12 protein-coding genes are annotated in these 25,447 nt (G+C 38.3%); 9 read left to right on the top strand and 3 right to left on the bottom strand.

Features of this window, described 5'->3' with window-relative positions; genetic code table 11:
- Positions 1-173: 173 nt before the first annotated feature.
- Positions 174-2,663 carry an Ig-like domain-containing protein gene (locus R2Q59_RS06725; protein WP_316784633.1) on the bottom strand — a complete coding sequence of 830 codons (2,490 nt, stop codon included), beginning with the start codon at positions 2,661-2,663 and terminating at the stop codon, positions 174-176.
- Between the two features lie 345 nt (positions 2,664-3,008).
- On the opposite strand from R2Q59_RS06725, the gene R2Q59_RS06720 reads away from it, so the two are divergent.
- Positions 3,009-4,535 carry a polysaccharide lyase gene (locus tag R2Q59_RS06720; protein ID WP_316784630.1) on the top strand — a complete coding sequence of 509 codons (1,527 nt, stop codon included), beginning with the start codon at positions 3,009-3,011 and terminating at the stop codon, positions 4,533-4,535.
- A gap of 118 nt (positions 4,536-4,653) precedes the next feature.
- On the opposite strand, the gene R2Q59_RS06715 is transcribed toward R2Q59_RS06720, so the two are convergent.
- Positions 4,654-6,696 carry a RagB/SusD family nutrient uptake outer membrane protein gene (locus R2Q59_RS06715; protein ID WP_316767157.1) on the bottom strand — a complete coding sequence of 681 codons (2,043 nt, stop codon included), beginning with the start codon at positions 6,694-6,696 and terminating at the stop codon, positions 4,654-4,656.
- Positions 6,697-6,713: 17 nt separating this feature from the next.
- Positions 6,714-9,986 carry a TonB-dependent receptor gene (locus R2Q59_RS06710; RefSeq protein ID WP_316784628.1) on the bottom strand — a complete coding sequence of 1,091 codons (3,273 nt, stop codon included), beginning with the start codon at positions 9,984-9,986 and terminating at the stop codon, positions 6,714-6,716.
- A gap of 607 nt (positions 9,987-10,593) precedes the next feature.
- Here R2Q59_RS06710 and R2Q59_RS06705 point away from each other — a divergent pair.
- The 8 genes from R2Q59_RS06705 (at position 10,594) to R2Q59_RS06670 (ending at position 25,381) form a co-directional block, all read left to right on the top strand.
- Positions 10,594-13,053 carry a TonB-dependent receptor gene (locus tag R2Q59_RS06705; protein WP_316784626.1) on the top strand — a complete coding sequence of 820 codons (2,460 nt, stop codon included), beginning with the start codon at positions 10,594-10,596 and terminating at the stop codon, positions 13,051-13,053.
- A gap of 3 nt (positions 13,054-13,056) precedes the next feature.
- A complete protein-coding gene (locus tag R2Q59_RS06700) occupies positions 13,057-14,184 on the top strand; it encodes a PepSY-associated TM helix domain-containing protein (protein WP_316784623.1) in 1,128 nt (375 codons plus the stop codon).
- Between the two features lie 685 nt (positions 14,185-14,869).
- Complete coding sequence (locus R2Q59_RS06695) at positions 14,870-17,878, top strand: SusC/RagA family TonB-linked outer membrane protein (protein ID WP_316784621.1); 3,009 nt, start codon at positions 14,870-14,872, stop codon at positions 17,876-17,878.
- An 11-nt stretch (positions 17,879-17,889) separates the two neighbouring features.
- Positions 17,890-19,542 (top strand): RagB/SusD family nutrient uptake outer membrane protein, encoded by a 1,653-nt coding sequence (locus R2Q59_RS06690; protein ID WP_316784617.1) that lies wholly within the window; start codon positions 17,890-17,892, stop codon positions 19,540-19,542.
- A gap of 64 nt (positions 19,543-19,606) precedes the next feature.
- Positions 19,607-20,497 carry an ROK family protein gene (locus tag R2Q59_RS06685; protein WP_316784615.1) on the top strand — a complete coding sequence of 297 codons (891 nt, stop codon included), beginning with the start codon at positions 19,607-19,609 and terminating at the stop codon, positions 20,495-20,497.
- A gap of 40 nt (positions 20,498-20,537) precedes the next feature.
- Positions 20,538-21,953, top strand: a complete 1,416-nt coding sequence (locus tag R2Q59_RS06680; protein WP_316767144.1) for a glycoside hydrolase family 125 protein — start codon at positions 20,538-20,540, stop codon at positions 21,951-21,953.
- 6 nt (positions 21,954-21,959) lie between these two features.
- The gene (locus tag R2Q59_RS06675; protein WP_316784613.1) at positions 21,960-23,396 is read left to right on the top strand and encodes a DUF1080 domain-containing protein; all 1,437 of its coding nucleotides are present in this window, start codon (positions 21,960-21,962) and stop codon (positions 23,394-23,396) included.
- An 11-nt stretch (positions 23,397-23,407) separates the two neighbouring features.
- Positions 23,408-25,381: a c-type cytochrome gene (locus R2Q59_RS06670; RefSeq protein ID WP_316784611.1), complete on the top strand. Its 1,974-nt coding sequence runs from the start codon at positions 23,408-23,410 to the stop codon at positions 25,379-25,381.
- The last annotated feature ends 66 nt before the right edge of the window (positions 25,382-25,447 follow it).

Genomic DNA, 25,447 nt, shown 5'->3' with positions numbered 1-25,447 from the left:
GTTGTTGGCAATGAATTTACGGATATTATCTTTCAGTTTTTAGGGTCTTGCCTCACATCGCCTTACAAAAGCACTAAATTTTTATGATTATAGCTTATAAGAATGCAAAAGCCCTACATTTCTGTAAGGCTTTGATTTATCAAATAACATGTAGCGATTGTTCCAAACAAGTTTTAGTTACCTTCTGTATCAATACCTGTCACCACATTTATTTTACGCGTAAATTTACTGCCAGCTGCATCGGTAACGGTGAATTGGAAAGAACCCAATCCATCCTTAGTGGGTGTAAATTGAGCTAATCCATCCTTGTTAATTGTTACCTTTCCATTAAGCACAGCTGATGTGTTATATGTTGGTTGATCTATGTAAGCTTTACTTAGTTTTTTGAGGTCGATAGTTGATACTTTATTAACCGATGCAGTTACATATGATGTAGCCATCCATTCGAGGTAATTATCTAAGTTGGTAAATCCATCATGGTCAAGGTCAGCATTGGCATCACTAAAATCACCAATTTTTGAGTTAGGATTAAGTTTATGCAATTTTTCCCACCAGTTAGGTAAACCATCATGATCACTATCAAATGTTGCAGCACGATGTAATTCAGGGTAATTCTCCAATCCACCAACATCTTCTTGCGAATCTGGTAAGCCAGGTTTGCCAGACTTGCTTCCCGAATAGGTGTAAGTGCCATTTAATGTTTCATTAACGATTCTTATATCATGATCGTCAAAAATTGGTTGATTGCATCCTACATCAGACAATACATCTTTATAAGCATTTAAAGCGCTTTGAGTAGTAACATAGGGTTCAAAAAATGGCTTGTCTACAAAAGTTTGATAGTCGACTTTTTTGCCACTTTCGGTTCTGCCCGCTGCTTGGTTCTTTTCGTCAAATTTACCAGGCATTACATTGCCGTCAAAAAAGTAACGTTGCATGCCACCGCCATAACCCTCATGTTGTGCATTTAAAGCATACATGTAATGAGTGGCTGCGCCAGGTTTGTAATAATTTCCCACAAAATTAACTTCACGAGCTCCACCATCTGTAGTGCGGTGATCCCAGTTATAAACTACATTGTTTCTGATGTCCATTTTACCAAGGTAATCGCCATCTCCATTTACACCACCAGCTAAGCTCCAGTTTCTGCCTGCGTTGTGTGCCAACAGGTTATGGTGAAAACTACCCACTTCGCCACCAATACTGGCTGCGAATCCATGTGATTTTCCTTTTTCATAATTAGCATGACCCGCAACATTTAAAGCTTCTGATATAAGGGTGCGTTGCAAGGTAATGTTGTGCGCACCACGCGAACTGAAGCCTTCGTCTATGGTCCAGCTAATTGAACAATGGTCTACAATGCTATGATCAGCACCAGTTATGCCCATCCCATCATAAGTAGATCCACCGCCTAATCTTACTCTTACGAAACGAATGATTGCATCATCGGCCACAATGCCTAATGGTGCTCTTGAGATACATATTCCTTTTCCAGGTGCAGTTTGCCCAGCAATGGTTACATAAGGTTGACTAATGGTTAACCTCGATTTTAGCTGTATGATACCTGATACGGCAAACACAATTGTACGCGGACCAATGTTTTTGTTCAATGCTTCACGAAGGCTACCAGGCCCATCATCATTTAAGTTGGTTACTTCTACAACTTTGCCACCTCTGCCACCTCGAGCAAAACGGCCATAACCTTCTGCATCTGTAAAGGCAAGCTGCCTAGGTCTAAAATACCATAGCTTTCCTTTTGTTATTTTTCCAGCAGCATTAATTTCATCCACTCTCCAATAATAGGTTAGCATGGCATATAGCCCATCCACCTGATGGGCTGTAGTTTTAATGTTTCCTTTGAAAAGAGTTGAAGAATGGGTTGCAGCAGCAATAGCATTAGAATCTGTTCCGAAATATAAATCATGCGATACCGCATTTGCGGCAGACTTCCATTTTAATGTCATCTTGCCATTGTCGGCAGCTGCATGCTCATCGCCAAGTGTAGGACTAGGTAGACGGGCTAAGTCAATCGCGTTTGGAGTGTTCAGCTCAAAGCCATTAATGATGATGTTTTTATTGTTTGCTACTGTTGAAAGGTCAGCTTCAAAACGAATCACGATGTCCTTGCCTTTTTGTGCATTTAATTGCAGATAAGCTGTTTTGGCCTCGCTGTTCTCATGAATCCTAAACGTAGGTGCTAATTTGCCAACTTGTAATTCCCCATCTACGTAAATATTAATTGGACTAAAAACATCAGTTTTTTTACCATCTATATTGTTATGAAAAGTAAGTAGGGTTTGAGGTCCGGCTGGTAAACCGCTAATTCGCATTTCTATTTGCGCACCAGTACTACCTTCCTTAACCGATAGACCATCGCTTACTAGTCTGGCATAATTTGGTGCCTGAATACCTGTTTTATAATAGTTTGAAGTAAGTGTAGTACCAGCTTCTCCTTTTTTACTAAAAGTGATTTTAATTCCTTTATAGGTATTTTGATATGATGACCCGCTTTTGATGGCCCAAGGATTGTAGCCTAATTCATTCACTTCAGCCTGACGGCGTTCGGCGGTATTAAGGTCAATTTTTAATACGGGTTTTTGTGCGATGGCCATGGCTGGTATACAGCAGACTAAGACAAATAAGTTAGCGTAATTGGTTTTCATTTGGTTTATATTTTTATTTTTTAACCACCAAGGACCAAAAATACAAGGTGAATTTTTATGCGATTATTGTTCCTTGATGTTTTTTGCAACTGTTGATTGTTCAGTGTTTTTTTGCCGTTAGGCAAATGTTCATAAACGAAAGGTAACCAAATATTTTCTTGATTTACTTATATATAATGGTAACATTTATATATAAATTTTAATCTGTTAATGATATCTTATGGAATGTGATTTTATCGTAATCTAAGTTTTGCAATTGTTAAACTTAATTGTTACAATAATTAAGCAGGTGTTTATTTATATTTAAAAGCGAAATTTATAAATGAACACAATTATAAACCAAATATGAAAAAGAATACATTCCAGCAAATTTTCTGTACAAGTTTACTTTTGCTAATCTTTTTATGCCCATCCTTAGTTGTAAATGCACAGAATGTTGCTGCTACACCTGAAGCTGGACAAATACCCCCACATCCACCACGTTTACCTGAAACGGTTATTCCTGCATTTCCTGGCGCATGGGGAGGAGGTATGTTTACAACTGGCGGAAGAGGAGGTAAAGTAATTGCAGTTACCAATCTAAATGATAGTGGTGTAGGTAGTTTGCGAGCGGCACTTGAAGCGGAAGGTCCACGCATTGTTATTTTTCGAGTAGCGGGAACGCTTAAAGTAGAAGGAGATTTAAATATCAATCACCCTGATATTACTATTGCAGGTCAATCTGCTCCTGGTGACGGTATATGTATTGCAGGCACACTGAATATCAACACCCATAACGTTATCATTAGACACCTGCGTGTACGAAGAGGTGTTCCTGCTGGTGGGCAAGGCGACGACAACATTGGCGGTAATCCGCATCATCATATCATCATTGATCATTGTTCTACAAGTTGGGGTATGGATGAAAATATTTCACTTTATCGCCACATGAGGCCATCTTTCGATGGAAAAACACAAATCAAAGATCCTGCGGAAAACATAACTATACAATGGACTATTTCTAGTGAAGCGTTAGATGCAAAGGGCCATGCTTTTGGTGGTACTTGGGGAGGAAACCCTTCTACATTCCATCATAATCTTTTTGCAAGCAATACTGCCCGAAACCCATCGATAGGTATGTCTGGTGCGTTTGATTTTAGATACAATGTTGTTTTCAATTGGCGCCACCGTTCTATAGATGGTGGAGATGAAACTTCGATGGTTAACCTGATTAACAACTACTTTAAACCAGGTCCTGCTACTAATGAAGATATGAAGGGTGTTCTTGCTCGTATCGAACAGCGAAGCATGTATTCGCCTGGAAGTGCTTGGGCAGAAGGTAACTGGTATACCAAGGCAGCAAATCGCCCAGGTAAATGGTATGTTGCAGGTAATATCATGTACAATAACCAAGAAATAATCAATAATAATTGGGCAGGGATGAAGGGGCCAGAAAAACTCGCACGTGTAAATACAGCTTTTGAAGGCTGGCCAGTTTCGCCACACCAAACTGCCGATGTAGCATACGAGTCTGTATTAGCAAAGGCTGGAGCAACCTTACCTAAACGTGATGCTGTTGATATTCGCGTTACTGAAATGGTACGTACGGGAAAACCATTGACTACAACTGGAATCATTAAGGATATTGCAGAAGTTGGCGGCTATCCAACACTAAAGTATGATGCAGCTAAATTACTGGTAGATAGTGATGGCGATGGTATGCCAGATGCTTGGGAAGTTAAAAATAACCTTAACCAAAAAGATGCCAAGGATGGTGCTTTAGATACGGATGGGGATGGTTATACCAATGTTGAAGAATACTTGAATGGTACCAATCCAAAAGAAAAAATCAATTACCGCAATTTGGGGAATAATGTAGATACAATTAGTTAGGTAGAACGATTAATAATTGGTACCAACTAAAAGAGCCTAGCATCTTCATGATGTTAGGCTCTTTTAGTTTAAATATGTTTTTTCTAAAACTGATATAGGAATTGAATATCAGCTTTGCTTAAGGCTGTGCTAATCCATAACCATTGGTAACTTTTCCCTTCGATTGTCTGATGGTTTCGGCAGGAATTGGCCAATAATATCTTGGTGGATCGCCGGCAGCAGTTATTCCAGAAAGAAGGTTTCTTTTATAAGCAGCTTCATAATTAACCAGTTCAATTGCCCAATTGGTTTTTACATATCCACTAGCCTGTAGCGCAAGAGCTTCTGCACTTGTTGGATTGATATAGCGGAATAAACCTTGGATAGAGACATTATGATTGGTGCCCACAACCTTACTCGCAATTGTAGGAAGTGTGCTGTAATTAAACTGACCTCTCCAAGCTGGGTAAAGGGCTAAATTGGTGGAGTCAGCACAATCGAACGTTAATGGATTGGTTAAATTTACCATTTTAACCCAAATGTAATTTGAGATTTCATTGCCATTTGCAAACTGATAAAAGCCTTGAGACCTTAAGCTATTGGTCATTGTAGCCATTTCTTGCTGAACGGCAACTGCCCTTTCAGACATTGTGCCTGAACGTATCAAATCCCAACGGCGTGTTCCTTCGCCAAGTAATTCAAGTTTACGTTCTTTTAATACCGCATCCTTTAAAGCCTGACCTGATAAGGCACCAATGTTATATTTTGAGTTGCCATAAGCCCTTTCGCGAATTTGATTAACTAAAGCTGCTGCATCATTTTCTCCTAATTCAGCCTTCACTTCAGCTAACATTAAAATAACATCTGCCATTCTTAACATTGGCCAGTTCATACCAGAGTTTCTTTGTGAGGCAACAAATGGAGGATTCATTCGGTTGTCATCCCATTTGTTTGTTGAAATACCACCAGTATTTTTGTTACCAGGAACAAAAGAAAGCATCATTTCGTTACCATCTCCCTTGCTACCTGTAATGGCAACACTCACGTCTCTTCTTTTATCTGCTTTCTGAAATTCGCCATAATAAACAGTAGGAACAATACGGATAGCTGCAAACACTTTAGGTGGTGCTGCATTGGCACTACCACCATCCGATGGTCTGCCAAAAGCATAGGTATATTCACTTGTAGTGGTCAAAGCTCCTCCTTGGATATTGCCCAGTTCAAATAAAGATTCAGGACTTACTTGTAAATCATGGGCATATTGGAAATGTTTTTGGAATGGATTGTTAGCAGTACTTCTGCCATCTGTAACGATTAAAAGAGAAGATCCTTTGTTGTCGATAGCTCTCTGGAAATAGGTTTTAGCCGTTTGGTAATAGGTAAGATAGTCAGTGCGACGAGCATACACACATTTATTAGCTTCACTACCTTTTTTGTTGAAGGTTACACTTCCATATAAGTCACCAACATCAGTGCGTATGGTTTGATATCCACCTGAAAAAAGTGCAATTTGACCAATTAAGGCATTAGCGAATGTCCTTGAAAAACGTTCTGCATTTATACTTCCTTCGCCTAATTTGAACATCAATGGCTCTACTTTTTTAAGGTCGTTAATTAAGTTGTCATAAATCGTAAAACGAGAGGTTAATGCATAGTCATCAACCACTTTATTTTCATAGCCATAAGGCACGTCTCCGAAATGTTTAACCAATTCGAAATAACAAAATGCTTTCATGGTCATGGACTCACCATACAAATGGGTCCAGTTAGATGTTCTACCAGCCGCCACATCTTCTTTGTAAGCTGCTTTTTCTTCTATAAGGGATGCTAGTTTGCTAGCCCTAGAAAGCGTGGCATATAAACCATTAAATCCACCTACACTTGCATCTACAGGTAATTGATCAGCACGCATGATGGCATTTAAGTTATTAGCTGAACCATCTTCTGGATAAATTTCTGCATCAGAACCAACAGGTTCATTCCAGCGGTAACCACCCATTACACAGTTTTGGCGATAATTGGCATAACACCATGAAAGTATCTTAAATGCTTCTGCGGGTGTGGTGGTTACAAATTCATCATCCACACTAGATGGAGACCTTGCATCTAAAAAGCTCTCTTTGCATTGAGTAAGCGAGATACACAAGATAATCGCTGTAATATATTTTATTAACGTTTTCATTTTTTCAATTTTAATTGTTAAAAATTAAGATTAAGACCAAAGACAAATGACCTAGCACGTGGATATGCTCCATAATCTAAACCAGTGGTAGGGTATCTAGCACTATTTGCGTTGTCATTTACGCTAACTTCTGGGTCAAGCCCGCTGTAACCAGTAACTGTAAACACATTGAAAACACTACCATATAAGCGTAAGTTATTCAACTTCACTTTTGATAGGATAGATTTAGGTAACCTGTATCCTAAAGTAAGTGTGTTTAAGCGTAAGAAAGAGCCATCTTCAATACCGTAATCAGTAGTTACACCACCTTCGTTATAAGCTAGCGGTAAAGTAGCATTTGCATTAGCGGCGTTCAATTGGTCTGGCGTTGTTAAGCGCACCAATTGACCATTTACTACATCGTAAATTTTATAAGCATTGTTTAGGATAGAAAGCTTGTTTTCATACACACCTGCCTCTTTAGGGCCATTTAAATCTGATAATTTAGTGGCGTTATAAATGTCGTTACCATAACTCCAATTGAAGTATAGTCCTAGGTCGATATTTTTATAGGCTACACTTAAATTTAAGCCGCCTGTATGTTTTGGATTCATGTTTCCGATAACAGAAACATCTTTCTCATCTATTTTACCATCGCTATTTAAGTCTTTATATTTTGGTACCCCTGGGTAAGCTATTTGGCCAGCAGGGCGATTGGCATTCGTTATTCCATGCACAATACCAACAAAAGCACCAACATCGGTTATACCAGGCTTCAACGTATAAATACCAGCATTGTAATTGAAATCAGCAGGTGTATAAAAACCATTGTAAGTTAATCCTCTCACCAAACCAACGGGACTTCCTGTTTTAATGATATAATCTGCTCCTAATGGATATGAGGCCGTACCAGACCAGTTGGCGCCATATAGGCCAGTGATACCAGGTTTCAATTCATCAATGTTGTTTTTGTTAAAGTTAATGTTACCACCTGCGCTAACTTTCCAATTATCGCTTTGATAAACTGTTCCGAAAAGAGAGAACTCAATCCCTTTATTACTCGTTTGCCCAATATTGGCAAATGTAGAGGTAAAACCTGTGATTCCTGGAACTGGGGTATCCATTAACAAGTCTTTCGTTGTGTTCCAGTATACCTCCACCGTACCAGATAGTTTACTTTTAAATAAAGAGAAATCTGTTCCAATGTTACGTGTAACGGTGGTTTCCCATTTCAAATCTTTATTGGCTAACACGGCATCTACTTGGTAGGCAGATTGGCGGGCGTGATTAATGGCGTATTGTTGTCTCTCGTCTGTAACAGAGCCCCAAGCTTGGGTCCATAAACTTGGACTAATTCCATCATTACCTACTTCACCATAAGAGGCTCGAAGTTTTAAATTATCTAACCATTTAACATCTTTAAGGAAAGATTCTTCTGATATTCTCCAGGCAACTGCTCCGGCAGGGAAATATCCCCAGCGGTTATTAGGGGCAAATCTTGAAGAGCCATCGGCACGGAAGGTTAAGGTTAGTAAATACTTGTCTAGTAAGGTATAGTTTGCTCTTCCAAAGTAAGAAATCATGCGATTTGGAAATAACACACTAGAAGAAAAGCCAAATGAATTGGTTGGTTTATCATATTGGTTAATCTGAGCAAAAGCCGTTTCCTTAGTGAAACTTGAAGGGAAACGAGCTCCTTGTACCGATAGATTTGTTCCGCCAGAGTTTGCAATTTCATAACCTCCAGTAACATCAACTTTGTTAGCCTTATTAATATCTAGTTCATACTTCAGAATATTAGTCCAACGTGTACCCCAACCATCATTTTTGCGATAATCTGCAGCACCTGAAAATACTTTGTTACCTGTTGCATCATCTGCATAGTTATTGTAAAAAGCACCCGTCCAATATTGGCGCAATCCCCATGTAGTGTTTAAACTAAAATCTGTGTGGTAGGTTAGGCCTTTTATAATTCCCCAATTTAAGGATGCTATGGCCACCAAACTTTGATTTTTAGAATAAGGGTCGAAATCCAATAAACGTGCAAGTGGGCTGTTAGCATCCCATAAAGAATTCTTTCCATAACTTTCGATATTACCTGTTCTTAAAGCAGCCAAATCACCTAAAATATGTTCGGTTGCAATAGGTCGAAAACGGTAAGCTGAAGATAGGAGAGAGCCCGATCCAGTGGTTGTTCCTTCATCTCCAAGGGCAGTTGTACGAGTATAGCGGGTATTTAGGTCAAATGTAACATTGTCAAAAACTTTATGATTGATTTTTAAGGCTGCATTTGCACGTTTAACATAAGAGTTTACTTTCATCCCTTGGTCATCGGTATAGGTAGAAGAAAACAAGATTTTTGTTTTGTCATTTCCACCAGTCATTGTTAAGGCATGACTCCATGATTGAGATGCGTTATAAACTTTGTTTTGGATGTCATCTGATGCTAAATTTCTGTAGCTTTCAATTCCTCCTGAATTAGTTCCAGGAAACGCTCCAATGCCATATAATTTCTCAAATGGTGTTTGATAAGCCACACCATTTGCAGCAGTATTAGCCCATACATATTTTAAATAATCATACGGACTAAGCGATTCTAAATATTTAGTTGGTTCATTAGACTTAGAATAGCCATCGTAACTGATCATGGTTTTTCCGGCTTTTGCACCTTTTGTAGTTACCAATACAACACCATTAGCACCACGAGAGCCATAGATGGCCGTAGAAGATGCATCTTTTAAAACGTCGATACTTTCTACTTGGTCTCCAGCAATATCATTCAAATTGCCGGGGATTCCATCAATAAGAATTAACGGTTGATTGCTTTGAGATATTGAACCTCCGCCACGAATACGAATGGCAACATCGGCACCTGGACGACCATCTTGAGAAACAATCTTTACCCCTGGTAACTTACCTTGCATGGCCTGTGCCACACTGGCAACGGGTGTGGTAGCAATATCTTTTCCACTAACTGAAGCTACAGAACCTGTTAAATCTCTTCTTTTAACGGTGCCATATCCAATAACCACAATCTCATTCATTGTATTGTTGCTTTCTTTTAACGTAGCATCAATTGTAGTACGGTTGCCTATAACTACTTCGCTTAAGGCATAGCCGATATAGGAAAATTCTAATGTACCATCTTCTCCTGTAATTTTTAAGGTATAACGACCTTGGGTATCTGTAGTTGTTCCAAGTGTTGTGCCTTTAAGTTTTACACTGACACCTGGTATGCTTTTTCCGCTCTCATCACGAACTGTACCATTAATGGTTTTGCCAGCTTGTTGCGCAAAGAGTTGCGTGATCATGAGCAAAACAAATAAAATACTTAGGAAAAAGCTTCGATTTGTGAAACGGATTTTTTGTCGACGATGGGTATCGTCAAAAAATGATTGATTAAAATTCATACTTAATAAAGTTTATAAATGGTTTAAGAAGAGGGTAAGACCCCTCAAGGATGATTGATAGGTATTGGTAGGAAAGTAAAGTTTATCTCATAGCCCTTAAGTTTTAAGCCAACAATTTGTAATTGCCTGCATGATTTAATATTTGGTTAATTAACAATATCCCTTAAGTGCAATTGTACAGTAGGGTTATTGTTTAGCTAACCTAGTTAAAATGACCCTGATGAGAGTTTAAATTTTGATCTAAAAGGTTTAAAATTTAACCATTTGATATATGGTTAATAACGGGTGAGTTGAGGGGTAATTGAATGAATATCTAACCTTTATCTATAAATATAAAATAGGCTAATTACAATTTTATTTTTATTTAGATTGATTCCAATTAATATTTATAGTTTTGCAAAAACTTTAATTCCTTAGGCTTAAAGAAAAACCCGGTGCTCAGTCGCCAAACCAATACACCGGGTAATGTTGTTAACCAATTTTAGAATCAACTAACAATTACAAAAGTATGTACAAAATTCGTACCCCAAAGAACACACACACATTTATAGCCATTTTGGCCATTTGCCTTTTATTTGGCCCCTTGGTTTCCTTTGCTCAGCAGACTACGGGAACCTCCATTATTAAAGGAACCGTTAAGACAAGTGACGGTAAACCAGGTGAATTTGTAACGGTAGCCATTAAAGGTGGAAAATCAGCTCAGGTAGATGCCAAAGGAAATTATATCATTAAAGACATCAAAAGTGGTAGTTTTACGCTTATAGCCAGTTATATTGGTCTTGAACCTCAACAACGTCAGGTGATAATTGCTGAAGGGGAAACATCTACCCAAGACTTCACCCTTTCAGAAAGCAACCAACAATTGGAAGAGGTTGTGGTTAATGGAGGAAGTACCAACAAGTTTTCGGTAAAAAAAACAACCACCTCCGCCAAGATGCCACTAGGTAATTTAGAAAACCCGCAGGTTTATACTACCATTCCTAAAACACTACTTACAGAGCAAATGGTTACTGAATTCAGCTTATCATTAAAAAATTCTCCAGGAGTATACAAAATACAGAATAATAGAGGGATTAATAGTGATGGTGCTTCTTTTTATACCATGAGGGGTTTTCGTACAGAGGCAGCATTTGTAGATGGTGTTCCGGCGCAAACTAATGGAGAAATAGAACCTGCAAACATAGAGCGAGTTGAACTTATCAAAGGGCCATCAGGTACGCTTTTCGGCGGTGCAGTGGTATCCTTTGGCGGATTAATAAACATTGTAACCAAAAAACCACTAGACACGCTAGGAGGGGAGGTAAACTTTACCACTGGTAGTTATGGCCTTAATCGTTTAAGTGCAGATATCTATGGACCAGTAAAGGCAGATAAAAAACTGCTTTTCCGACTAAATGCGGCTTATCAGAACCAGGGTAGTTTCCAAGATGCAGGTTTTAAACGTTCTATCTTTGTTGCACCTACTTTAGAATATCGTGCAAGTGAAAAACTGAACATTAGCTTAACGGCAGGTTTCTATTCACTAGAAGGTACCAGTCCTTCAACAATTTTCCTGAATAGGGTAAGACCATATATTGCTACTACACCTGAAGAATTAAACTTCGACTGGAAACGTTCTTTTACAAGTAATGATTTAGTGATGAAAAACCCTACGATGAACATTAAGGGCCAAATTAATTACAAACTATCTGATAGTTGGACTTCTCAGACAATTTATTCTGCAAACTCACGTCGTTCTGATGGATTTTATATCTATTCATTCTTAAGAGGTGCTACCAGCGATGAAATGCTTGAACGTAACGTTTCATTACAAAACACCGTAAACACGACCACTGATATTCAACAGAATTTCATCGGCGATTTTAAGGTTGTTGGCTTGCGCAATAGAATGGTGGTTGGTCTTGATTATTTGAACCAAACTATCAACAATGATAATTCTCCCTATATCGTATTTGATAATGTTAGTGGTCGTAATCCTGCTGATGTAAACTATGTGAAAATCTCTCGTGCAGCGGTAGAAGCTAGATTAGCTGCCAGTACAGCCGCACCTACAAAAAATGCAACTAAAGCAAATATCTACAGTGCTTATGCTTCTGATGTATTGAGCTTAACCAATAGATTAACAGCGATGCTAAGTTTACGCATTGATCGTTTTCAGAACCGTGGTATACTAAATCAGGCAACTAACCAAATAGTGGTTAATTCGAAATATGAGCAAACTGCTGTATCTCCAAAGTTAGGGCTTGTATATCAAATACTACCTGATCGCATCTCGGTATTCGGAAATTACATGAATGGATTTGCGAATGTGCCACCAGTTACTCAACCAGCAGGTTCTAATGTTTCAGGTACTTTGAAACCACAACAAGCCAATCAGTATGAAGGTGGTGTTAAAACAGATCTTTTTCAAGGAAGACTTAGCTTTACGGCAAGTTATTATAACATCGAGGTTGATAACATGACACGTACAGAAGAAGTGAATGTAAGTGGTACGAATTACATTGTTACCTTGCAAAATGGAACACAGAAGAGCAAAGGAGTAGAGTTTGAATTAATTGCAAACCCTATTGATGGGCTTAATATTATTGCTGGCTATAGTTATAATGATAGTAAGCTTACAAAATCAACCTTAGCACTAGAGGGAAGACGTCCAGCTTCGGCAGGCCCTGCTACATTAATTAATTCATGGATCAGTTATGCTATCCCATCTGGCAACTTAAAAGGATTAGGTATAGGAACAGGATTAAACTACATTGGAAAACACCTAACAGGGAATTCATTAGTAACAGGCGTATTCACGCTACCAAGCTACACATTGGTAACAACAACACTATTTTATGATCAACCAAAATATCGAATTGGGGTAAAAGTAGACAACTTAACAGACGAACGTTATTTTACTGGACAGGGTACACTAAGTGCTCAATTACCAAGAACTGTTGCAGCAGGTATCACCTTTAAGTTCTAAAGATTGACTCTAAAAAAACTCATATTACAAATCCACCTCTGGCTCGGACTAACCTCTGGGCTAGTGGTGGTTATATTAGGACTAACTGGTGCAATCTATACCTTTTCTGACGAAATTAAAGATGTCGTTTACAGAGATAGACGTTATGTTAAAACTGTGCCTTCCACAAAAAAGTTATCTCTCGATACACTTTTATCTATTGCAACCCAGTCGCTAGGTAAGAAACATAAAATTACTAGGGCCGAGCTATGGCAAGATCCTGAGCGGACCTATATGTTCCGAGCTTTTAAGGTTAATAAAAAGAGTTCTGGTTATTGGAATTATTATGATTATTACTTGAAAGTTTACTTAGACCCTTATACAGGAAAGGTACTTTTTAAAGAAGATGCTAGTAAAGAGTTTTTTACGGTTGTGCTTGCCTTGCACATGAATATGTTGTTGGGAGATGAATTAGGACATTTAATCGTCAAATGGTCGACTATTTGTTTTACTATATTGCTACTTTCTGGTCTAGTGCTTTGGTGGCCAAAAAAATGGAAACGAAAGCAATTAAAAAAAAGCTTTGCCATTAAATGGAACGGAAAATTCAAAAGAGTTAATTTTGACCTTCACAATGTACTTGGTTTTTACACATTAATTCCATTGCTTATAATTGCACTTACTGGTTTAGCTTGGTCTTTTGAGTTCACTACCGATAAAAAATCAAAAATACTTTCTGATACTACTCAAAATACCAAAGCATCTGCCAACAAAATTTTAAGTCAATCACTACAAAAATCTCCTCAAACAGCCTATTTTCTTTATAATTTCCCAGCGGCAAAGAGCGGAACGGTAAATATCTCGGCTTATCAATCTAAAAACCATCTTTATGATCGCAAACAATACCGCTTTGATCAATATTCTGGTAAATTGTTATTGGAAGCCGATCCTATGGCAACAACTGGCCTAACGCCAAAACTCATTGCGCTAAACTATGATTTGCATACAGGGAGTGTTTTTGGAATGTTTGGAAAGGTTTTAGCTTTTTTGGCTAGCCTAATTGCTGTAGGTTTACCTATAACTGGTTTTATCATTTGGTTAAAAAAAGGAAACAAAGCAAGTGTTAGCCAAAAGCTAGTTGCCAAAAAATAAGACATCATCTACTCTAAATATTTGTTATTCCAATATCGAACTCAGTCCTAAACTGTTATGAGATATTGGTTTTTCCTTATTTTCATTTTTTAAGCTTAAAAATCAGTAGAAAGAGATACTATTTGGGTTGATAATGATTGTCAACTTCTTTAAGGCGTAAATCTTCATGACCGTACTTAGCTAAAGCCAAATTAAGCCATCATTTTTTAAAATAGTTAAACTGTACTTCCTCCAGTTTTGTAGGCCAACTCAAATATCCATTGTTGTTTAAGAGAATTTTATTGATAGGCTGACTAAATTATGTGTTTAAACAGATAGTTTTAGATTAAATAATTTAAGATCAGTTATTTATGTTATTTGTGTGATTAAGAATTAGATCGATAAGCACAAAAATATGTACGCTGTGTCAAAAAATATGTACGATTTGACATCCAATATTAGAGCATTATTAATGTTATTTGTACCAATTAGTAAAACGTTTTACTAGTTACTAACCAAAAAAGTATGAATAGTTTAATTCTCAATGTGATGGAGCAGGCCCATCCTAAAACTAGCCTATGTAAATTATTTAAAGCCCCAATTTTTCAGCCCGTCAGTCTCAAATTTTCATCCAAAACATAAGATTAGAACTTCTTATAACCTGAATACAGATAACCTATACCAAATATTAAACAAAAAACGGCTAATGAAAACTAATTTACTCAAAATTACAGGGCTCTGTGCGAGTGTTTTGCTCAGTACCTCTGTGTTTTCAATGCATTCTGATGGTACATTATACACAGAATCCTTGAAAATTAAAAGATTATTGCAGCGAGATCAAATGCGCAAAACAGTTACGGGTATCGTTGTTGATGACACCAATACACCCACAGGAGGGGTCGGTGTTAAAAACCTAGCGACAGGTAAAACTACGGTAACTGACGCTAACGGAAGGTTCAGCATCGAAACCAATAGCGAAAACGATGTACTTCAATTTACCTTTATTGGTTTTAAAACTCAAGAGGTTAAAGTAGGTAGCAATACTACCTTATCTATTAAACTGCTTAGTGATTCTACCAATTTAAATCAAGTTGTGGTAATAGGTTACGGATCCCTAAACAAAGACCAGATTTCTTCGGCAGTTACTAAAGTTGATTCTTCTGGTTTTAGACAGAGTGGCTCTAGAAATCCAATGGATTTACTTATTGGTAAAGTGGCTGGTTTACAAGTAACGAGAACAGGAGGTACAAATCCTAACTCAGGGGTAAGCATCCAATTGCGTGGTGTAACCTCTATCTCAGGATCTCAATCTCCATTAATTATTATAGATGGTATTCCAGGAGGAAACTTAGACCTTCTTCAACAAGATGACATTGAATCGTTTAGTATCTTAAAAGATGGTTCGGCAGCTGCTATTTATGGTACAAGAGCCAATGCTGGTGTAATTATCATCACCACTAAAAAAGGTAAAGTTGGTCCTTCTAGGTTCGATTACAATTCTTACGTGCGAACAGAGCGTTTGGTTAAAAGACCTGACTTCATGAGTGCAACCCAATTAAGGGAAAGAATTAAAAGTGGTGAATACGTAATTCCAGATTTAGGAGGTGATTTTAATTATTTCAATGATTTAATTAATGATGATAATTTATCGCATAACCATAATTTGGCAGTTTCTGGAGGTTCGCAAAACGCTAACTATAGGGTGAGTGGAAACTACAGGGATATTCAAGGTTTTGCCAAAGAAAATGCCAGAAAGGAGTATGGTTTACGTTTAAGTTTAACACAACGTGGATTAAAAGATAAACTTACAGCTCAGTTTAACGTAGCAGCTAACTTTAACAATGCAAACCGATTAGGTGGTGGCGGTTGGGAAAACGTATTAACTAAAAACCCAACCGAATCATACTTTAAACCTGATGGTTCTCCTTTATTTACACGTACCATTACGAATGAAATTGCTAGACTTTCTTTAGAGAAAAACAAGTTGCAACAACAAACTTCATCAGTTGATGGTAAATTAACCTTAGAAATTTTTCCTGGATTAACAGGATCTGTTTTCGGTGCTCACCAACGTGATTGGACAATTTCTAGTGAATATAGAGATAAAAACAGTCAGAACTCTTTAGAAGATTCGAATGCGCCTGGTGGCGGTTATGCAGCTAGAGCTACTGGTTTAAGTCAGAATTTTAACATTGAGCCAACATTAGATTATTCTAAATCTTTTGGAAAGCATAAAGTTTCTGGTCTTGCAGGGTACATGTACCGTTATGAAGTTAACGAAGGTTTTAATGCAAACAACCGTGGTTACGTAAACGATTTATTCGAAGATAATAACATGGGTAGTGTACCTGTTGTGGTAAACAGAATAGGTATTGGTAGTAATAAAAATGACAATACTTTAATTGCAGGTTTCGCAAGGGGTTTTTATTCTTATGATGATAAATATATCTTAACAGCTACCATAAGAAGAGAAGGTTCATCAAGATTTGGAGCTAACAATAAATGGGCAACATTCCCTGCTGTTTCTGGTGCGTGGAATGTTACGCAAGAGAATTTCATGAAAGATGTAAGGTGGGTAAATAATTTGAAAGTTAGATTAGGATATGGCGAAACAGGGAACTCTGGTTTTGCTAACTATGCTTCACTGGTTACCCTAGGTGGTGGTGGTATTTATTTATTCCCAACTGGAGAGTATTTGCAAACTTATGGACCAAATAGAAATCCGAACCCAAATATTAGATGGGAAAGAAAAAAAGAAACCAACTTAGGTATCGATTTTACAGTTCTTGACAATAAGCTATCAGGATCAATTGAATTATATAATCGGGTAACAAAAGATTTGTTAGATACTTACACTTCTCCACAACCTCCTTTTATTGTAAGTTCTATCAATACAAACGTAGGTACAATTTCTGCAAAAGGTATAGAGATTACTTTAAGTTATTTAGCGGTAAAAAATGAAAACTTCACTTGGGATATCGATTTTACAGGTAGTACAACTAAAAATAGACTTGATCGCTATTCAAATGATGAATACAAAAGAGATTTAAAAACTTTTGGTGGCATTGGTGGCTTTGGCGCTTTGGGTGACGCCATTCGTACTTACGAAGGAAGAGACTTAGGTGAGTTTTGGGGTAAGCGTTTTGCGGGTTTTACAGCTGATGGAAAATGGACATTCTATAACAGGAATAATGAAGTAGTTCCTAATGCTCAAATTAATACTTCAACCTTTAGAGATCAAACAGATTTAGCAGTAATTGGAAATGCAATTCCTAAATATTACTTGTCTTTAACTAACAACTTTAGGTATAAAGCATTTGATTTGAGGGTGTTTTTAAGAAGTAAACTAGATTACGATATCTTGAATACCATGGCCATCTCTTATGGTAATAAAAATGGTGCTGGAACAAACCTGTTAAATAGCACATTTACCAAATATGCTGCCATTAAGGATACTTATATGTACTCAGATTACTATTTAGAGAGAGGAAGTTTCTTGAAAGTGGATGAGGTAACGCTAGGATATACCTTTAAATTAAAAGGAGTTAGAAATTTAAGGGCTTATGTAACTGGTCAAAACTTATGGACAATTACAGGTTATACTGGTAATGATCCAGACTTTGTTTCTGATACAGGTTTAGGCCCAGGTATCGATTCAAGAAGTCCTTACCCAAGTACGAGACAATTTTTGTTCGGTGTTAATTTTGGCTTTTAATAATTAAGATAATGAAAACATATAGTAAAATAATTCTGACTTGTTTAGTTGCTGCACCAATGCTATTGATGAATAGTTGCACCAAACTAGACGAAAACGTATATGATCAGTTAATATCTGATAATTTTTATAATAACAAAAACGAAGTACTATCAGCTGTGCTAAGGCCTTATACGCACGCAAATGCTTGGGCAACTCCCTCAGGACAAGATGGCTGGTGGCGTCCTTCAGAACTTTCTGGCGACCAATTGGCTTGGCCAACAAAAGGTAAACATGGTGAAGATGGGGGTAAGTGGAAACGACTACATTACCATACTTGGTTAAGTGATGATGGACCATTAAATAATGCATGGTCACTAATGTTCTGGGGTATGGGATTGTGTAATGACCCAATTGAAAATCTAGAAAAAAGAGACATTTCTAAAATGGGAATCACACAAGTAGAAAAAGATGCCTACATCGCAGAGCTGAAATTGCTTAGGGCATTTCACTACTTAAAGTTAATGGACCTATTTGGTAACATTCCTATCGTTACTAAGGTGGGTACTCCAGCTAAACCTGCAACTGTTGCTAGAAAAGATGTATTCAATTTTATTGAAAAAGAGATCAAAGATAATATTGCAAAAGCACCATTACACTCAAAGGCAATGACAGGAAGAATGAGTCAAGCAGGTGGCTATGCAATGCTAGTTGAATTATACTTAAATGCAGAAGTATGGACAGGTACTGCACGTTGGGACGATTGTATTGCAGCTGCCGATAAATTAATCTCAGGCGCAGCTGGAGGTCAGAATGGTGCAATGGCTTTAGATCCTAATATTTTTGATCAATTTAAAAGTACTAATGATTTATCTAAAGAAGCCATATTCGCAATTGCTTACGAATATAAATTAGCAGTGTTTGAGCCCTCATGGACAGGGGAGTTCTATCACTTCCAACAAGGACCAATTTATGGTGGTACTCGTAATGGTAATGATGGTGTTGTTGTTATTCCAGGAGTATTTACAACCTATAGCGATAGCGATTTAAGAAAAAGAGGATGGTTGCTAGAAGGTCCAATGGTAAGGTTTGATAATGGTCAGCCAAACTTAGCAAGTGGTGGTAATGAGTATAGTGGTTCACAAGTGGTTTTTGTAGATAATATTCGTAAAAACAAAATTGGTTCTACAGTTTCTACCATGAGTGAAGGAGAAGAAAACAGTGGTGTGCGTTTTAATAAATACAAGCTTGGAAACTCAGTACCAGGTATTGTAAATGGTGTTGCAGTTCCAATTGATCCAAACTATAACAATACAGATTGGAACATTTACAGGTTAACCTGGATTTATTTTGCAAAAGCAGAAGCTTTGATGCGCAAAAATGGAGGAGTAGCTAATACAGAGGCTTTAACCTTAATTAATGCTTGTAAACAACGTGCTTTTGCTCCAGCAGACTTTGTTCCATATACTGCCGCAACACTTACTTACGATGAGTTTTTGGCCGAAAGAGGAAGAGAATTTATCTTCGAAGGCTTTAGAAGAGATGATCTTATTCGCTTTGGCAAATTTGCTACAGCATCATGGTGGGATCATACACCTTCACAATCTTTTAGAACATTGTTCCCAATTCCTCAGGTTCAAAGAACACTTAATGCAAATTTAGCTCAAAACCCAGGATACAATTAATAATTAACAAGCGAACAGGGGCTATAATAGCCCCTGTTTATTTAAAAAGGAATAACAATCAATAATGGAAAAATCTGTTGCTTTAGGGGTAGATATCGGTGGCTCGCATATTACGGCCGCAATGGTGAATTTAGAAGAGGGAACGGTAATCCAGAATTCCATTAAAAGAACTGCTGTGGATTCTAGGCAAAGTGCCGAAGAAATCTTTACGGCGTGGTGTAACGTAATAAATGATGCCCTTGTCGATATTAAAAATAGCGAGAGAAATATAGGTATTGCCTTTCCAGGCCCATTTGATTATGAAAATGGAATCTGTTTAATTAAGGACCAGGATAAATTCAAGGCATTATATCAAGTAAACATCAAGAAAGAACTTGCTAAGAGATTGGCCATCAATCCATCCAATATCAGGTTCCTGAACGATGCCACTGCGTTTATGCAGGGCGAGGTGTTTTGCGGTGCGGCAAAGGGATACCAAAATGCCCTTGGATTAACATTGGGCACGGGACTAGGCTCTGCCATTGCCGTTAACGGAATAGCAAGAGATGCCGACCTCTGGAACTCCAGTTTCCTAGGAGGTATAGCGGAAGACTACCTGTCAACTCGCTGGTTCGTGAACAAGTACAAAACATTAACAGGAAAGGAAGTAAAGGGAGTTAAAGAACTGGCTACAGCTGTAAAAACAGATCCTTTTGCAAGGCAAGTATTTAACGAGTTTGGCCGAGCATTGGGACATTTCCTTGTAGACTTTATCAATGCCAATAAATCAGAGATTGTTGTGCTGGGTGGGAATATTTCAAGGTCCTTTAACCTATTTGCACCTCACTTGATTGGCAATTTAGAAGCCTTTCACCTTAATACAACTGTTAAGGCGACAGCTTTAAATGAGTATGCAGCACTTATTGGTGCAGCAAGTAGCTGGAACTTAGATTCCAATAAAAAAGAAAGAAATTAAGACTTGCATAAAACATGTCCAACAATATATCACACATAATATGAAAAGAAGAACATTTATACAAAATACAGGCCTGCTTGGTGCAGGTTTACTGGTGCCAAAATGGTCGCTTGCGGCATTGCCAGATTTCCCAGTGGTTAGGGTTGAGGCTGCAAAGCGTCACTTTAGAAGCGTTGCTGTGGACAAGGCCATTGAGACCTTCAAGGCAAATGTTGCCGACAAGGAACTGGGCTGGCTATTCGAGAACTGTTTCCCAAACACATTGGATACAACGGTGACTTATGGCCTAAAAAATGGCAAGCCAGACACCTATGTGATCACAGGCGACATTGATGCCATGTGGATGAGAGACAGCTCGGCACAGGTTTGGCCGTATCTACAGTTCGTGAATGAGGAGCAAAAGATTAAGGACCTGATTGCGGGTGTCATCAACCGCCAAACACAGTATATCTTGAAAGATCCCTATGCAAATGCCTTTTACAACGATCCAAACAAGGTGGGAGAATGGAAAAGTGACAGGACGGCAATGCAACCAGGTGTTCATGAGCGCAAATGGGAAATTGATTCCTTGTGCTACCCAATCAGGCTTGCCTATAACTACTGGAAAAAAACAGGGGATAAGGTACCTTTTGACGCCAATTGGAAAAAAGCGATTGAAGCAACGCTGCAAACCTTCACTGAACAACAACGCAAAACTAGTAAAGGCCCATATCGCTTCCAACGCCAGACCACACAACCTACGGATTCGCTTCCAATGAACGGTTATGGTTTTCCTGTTAAGCCAGTAGGATTGATCTGCTCGGCCTTTCGCCCCAGTGATGATGCAACGGTTTATCCATTCTTGATCCCATCCAACTTTTTCGCTGTGAGTAGCCTTAGGCAAGCGGCAGAAATGGTGGCTGCCCTTCAGAATGATACTGTTCTTGCAGGTAAGCTAAGGGCATTGGCAACTGAGGTTGATGCCGCATTAAAGAAATATGCAACAAAAGAACATCCCGAGTTCGGAAAGATGTTTGCCTTTGAGGTTGACGGTTTTGGCAGTGCCTACATGATGGATGACAGCAATGTGCCAAGCTTGTTGTCGCTACCATACCTAGATGCCATAAAGGTTGATGACCCAATTTACAAGAATACTAGAAAATTCATCCTGTCTACCAACAACCCTTATTTCTTCAAGGGAACTGCAGCAGCGGGATTGGGTGGTCCACACGTTGGTGCAGATATGATCTGGCCAATGGCGATTACGATGCAAGGCTTGACTTCCGTTAGTGATACAGAGATAAAAAAATGCATTGCGATGTTAAAGGCTACCCATGCAGGAAAAGGATTCATGCATGAAAGCTTCCATAAGGATGATCCAAAAAACTTTACACGTAGTTGGTTTGCTTGGGCTAATACCTTGTTTGGTGAGTTCCTTTGGAAAATATACAACGAAAAACCCCATCTCTTAAAATAACATAAAATGATAAAAAGTAGTATTGTAAAAATTGGCATGGTAAGCTCTATATGGTTGTTAGGAACCATATTGGTGTTTGGCCAGCAAACAAAAGATCAAGGAGCAATTAGCCTTGCGGATTTAGTGGCATTTAAAGATCCTGGAAGTTCCTGGTCTTTGGTGAGCGATGTAAATGCAAGTTTAACAGAAACCAATAGTGTAAAAAGTTTAAAAGGAACGGGTGTTTTATTAAATACCTCATCAAGTAAAACAAGAGGAACTGATTTGTATACAGCCAAAGCTTTTGGTGACATGATTTTGGAACTTGATTATTTAGTGGCCAAGGGCGCAAATTCTGGCATTTACTTGCAAGGAAATTACGAAATCCAAATCGAAGATTCTTGGACAAAAATTAATCCAGTGTCATCTAGCAATGGGGGAGCTCATGAACGTTGGGACAATACCAAGCCTGAGGGAGAAAGGGGTTATTCTGGTAATGCCCCTCGCCAAAATGCAAGTAAGGCTCCAGGCCTATGGCAACACCTAAAGATAGTTTTTCAAGCACCTAAATTTGATGCTTCAGGCAATAAAACTGCCAATGCAAGATTAATAAGTGTCGACTTAAATGGGGTAACCATTCATGATAATGTAGAACTAACTGGTCCAACGCGTGGTGGTGTAGGTGTAGAAAAGGCTCTTGCTCCATTGCGCTTGCAAGGTGATCAGGATGTTGTAGCGTTTAGAAATATATCCATTACCGATGTTCCTGCTGCAAGCCTTCAACAAAGTCGTAGAGGTGGGGGTGGTGGCGATCCAATTTATGTTGAAGCGCCAGTAAATACAATGATTCGCAGTTTTGTAGATGTTGTGCCAGGTGTACGCTCGGTACATGCAATTTCTGTAGGCGGACCGCAACAAGTTGCTTATAGTTACGATTTAGATAATGGAACATTACTTCATGGTTGGCACGGAGATTTTATTGATGCCACGCCAATGTGGGATGGCCGTGGAAACGGAACATCTCGTCCTCTGGGAAGCGTTACAAGATTTACAAATAAACCGTTATTAGCTATTTCAAAATTAGCAACGGCTCAAAGTGAGTGGGTAAATGATACAACAGGAACAGGTTTTCGTACTAAAGGCTATGTAATGGATAGTCAAGATCGTCCAGAATTTAAGTATATCATCTATGGAACGAAAGTAACTGATGCCATTAAAATCATGGCTGATGGCCGTGGTTTAACCCGTGAGATTACTTTAGATCAACCAGCAAAAGATCTTTATTTCCTTTTAGGTGAGGTTTCAAGTTTCGAAGAAGTTTCAAAAGACCTTTATGTAGTAAACGATAAATCGTTTTACTTACAATTTACAGAAGGTCAAAAGCCTATTGTTAGAGAGGTAAATGGTAAAAAACAACTGATTTTGCCAATCAGTGGCAAATTGAATTATTCAATTTTATTTTAAGGTCAACACAAATGAGATATACATTTAAAACAATTATACTTTTGGCTTTAAGCTTGAGTTTTTCAACGCTTATTGCACAAGAAACACCAAAGGAAGAAGATTTCTTCAAAATAAATAAAATTCGTGTGCCTGAAGGGCCAATTTTAGAGGTTGGCGGTTTGGTAACCTTGCCAAATGGCGATTTGGGGGTTTCTACACGAAGAGGAGAGGTTTATATCGTTGAAAACCCTACAAGTTTAAGACCCTATTTTCGCAAATTTGCCACGGGTTTACATGAGATTTTAGGAATTGCTTATAAAAATGGGGCTATTTATGTGGCACAACGTGGCGAGTTAACCAAGTTGGTTGATAAAAACATGGATGGTAAAGCAGATGTATATGAAACCATTTATGCATGGCCATTAAGTGGTCACTACCACGAATACTCATTTGGGCCTAAGTTAGCCGCAGACGGTACTTTTTTAGTAACGGCAAACGTTGCTTTTGGTGATGAAGAATGGTGGAGAGGCGAAAGTCGTGTGCCAATGCGTGGTTGGGCAATGAACATTACTGAAGATGGAAAGATGACTCCATTTGCCGCCGGATTTCGTTCTCCAGCTGGTATAGGAATGATTGATGATCAGTTTTATTTTACTGAAAATCAAGGTGACTGGGCAGGTTCTGGCGGATTGTGGATGGTGAAAAAAGGAGATTTTATGGGGCATCCTGCAAGTTTAAGATGGAGTAATAGATTTGATTCTCCTGTTAAGCTACAATCAGAGTTTTTCTATTCAAAAATGGATGAACGAAGAATTAAAAATGCACAAGGAAGATACATCAAGCCAGAAAATAGGGTGAATGAAACCTTTAAAACTCTTTTTGAAGCTAAAAAAGACTTTCCAGAGCTACGTTTGCCTTCTGTATGGCTTCCTTATGGTATTCTTGGTATTTCATCAGCAGAACCCGTTAAAATTCCCGAAAATACATTTGGCCCTTTTGCAGGTCAAATACTAGTTGGCGACCAAGGTATGAGTATCATTTCTAGGGTATTTTTAGAAAAAGTGAATGGAGAAGAACAAGGCGCAGCCTTTTTATTTAGAAAGGGTTTTCGTTCTGGTGTATTAAGACTAGCCTGGGGGCAGGATGGATCTTTATTTGTAGGCGAAACAAATCGCGGTTGGGGTTCTGCAGGAGATGCAAACGAAGGCTTAGAACGATTAGTTTACAACAACCAAGTGCCTTTTGAAATGAAAGCGGTAAGAGCAATGCCTGATGGTTTTGAGGTTGAGTTTACCAAGCCCGTAGATCGTAAATCAGCAGAAGATTTAGCTTCTTACAATGCAGAAAGCTTTATCTATAAATATCATCCAGTTTATGGTTCACCACCAGTGAATACAGAAAAATTGAAAATAAGTGGTGTAAAGGTTTCAGAAGATGGCTTAAAAGCTAGAATTATCGTGCAAAATCTTCGTCAATACTACATCCATACACTTACATTGGATGGGATTCGTGATCAAGCAGCTTTTCACTCTTTAATCCACCCTGTGGCTTATTATACTTTAAACCAAATTCCAACAGGTACTAAATTATCATTGAATGAAGTGAGCACAAAAAACTCTGCAACTGAAGTAGCTCCAAAATCAACTACTCCTGTTAAGAAAGCAATAACTCCTAAAGTTACGGTAACAAAATCTGGAGCAATAAAAGCCTCAACAGTTAAAGCGCCAGTAGCAGTTGTTGCAAAAGTGCCTACGTTTAAAGAAGTAGAAGGTTTATTGATGAAAAATACTTGCTTGGCTTGTCACAACCCTACAAAAAGACAAGTTGGGCCATCATTTACCGATATCTCGAAACGTAAATATAGCAACGAAAAGATTTTTCAATTGATTCGTAATCCACAACCTCAAAATTGGCCAGGTTATTCTACAGAAATGGCCCCAATGCCTCAAGTAACAAAAGCTGAGGCATTAAAGATAGCTGCATGGATTAATTCCTTAGATAAATAGATTAATAGTCGGACTAGTAAGATGAAATGGTTGGCGGAAATCGCCAGCCTTTCTTTTTTTTAAGCA

It is taken from the genome of Pedobacter frigiditerrae, assembly GCF_032678705.1.
Taxonomy (GTDB): Bacteria; Bacteroidota; Bacteroidia; order Sphingobacteriales; family Sphingobacteriaceae; genus Pedobacter; species Pedobacter frigiditerrae_A.
This window is presented reverse-complemented; position numbering and strand designations above follow the sequence as displayed.

Excerpts from the sequence above, each read along its gene's own strand:
- R2Q59_RS06725 (WP_316784633.1), bottom strand. The coding sequence starts at position 2,663 with ATGAAAACCAATTACGCTAACTTATTTGTCTTAGTCTGCTGTATACCA.
- R2Q59_RS06720 (WP_316784630.1), top strand. The coding sequence starts at position 3,009 with ATGAAAAAGAATACATTCCAGCAAATTTTCTGTACAAGTTTACTTTTG.
- R2Q59_RS06715 (WP_316767157.1), bottom strand. The coding sequence starts at position 6,696 with ATGAAAACGTTAATAAAATATATTACAGCGATTATCTTGTGTATCTCG.
- R2Q59_RS06710 (WP_316784628.1), bottom strand. The coding sequence starts at position 9,986 with ATGATCACGCAACTCTTTGCGCAACAAGCTGGCAAAACCATTAATGGT.
- R2Q59_RS06705 (WP_316784626.1), top strand. The coding sequence starts at position 10,594 with ATGTACAAAATTCGTACCCCAAAGAACACACACACATTTATAGCCATT.
- R2Q59_RS06695 (WP_316784621.1), top strand. The coding sequence starts at position 14,870 with ATGAAAACTAATTTACTCAAAATTACAGGGCTCTGTGCGAGTGTTTTG.
- R2Q59_RS06690 (WP_316784617.1), top strand. The coding sequence starts at position 17,890 with ATGAAAACATATAGTAAAATAATTCTGACTTGTTTAGTTGCTGCACCA.
- R2Q59_RS06685 (WP_316784615.1), top strand. The coding sequence starts at position 19,607 with ATGGAAAAATCTGTTGCTTTAGGGGTAGATATCGGTGGCTCGCATATT.
- R2Q59_RS06680 (WP_316767144.1), top strand. The coding sequence starts at position 20,538 with ATGAAAAGAAGAACATTTATACAAAATACAGGCCTGCTTGGTGCAGGT.
- R2Q59_RS06675 (WP_316784613.1), top strand. The coding sequence starts at position 21,960 with ATGATAAAAAGTAGTATTGTAAAAATTGGCATGGTAAGCTCTATATGG.
- R2Q59_RS06670 (WP_316784611.1), top strand. The coding sequence starts at position 23,408 with ATGAGATATACATTTAAAACAATTATACTTTTGGCTTTAAGCTTGAGT.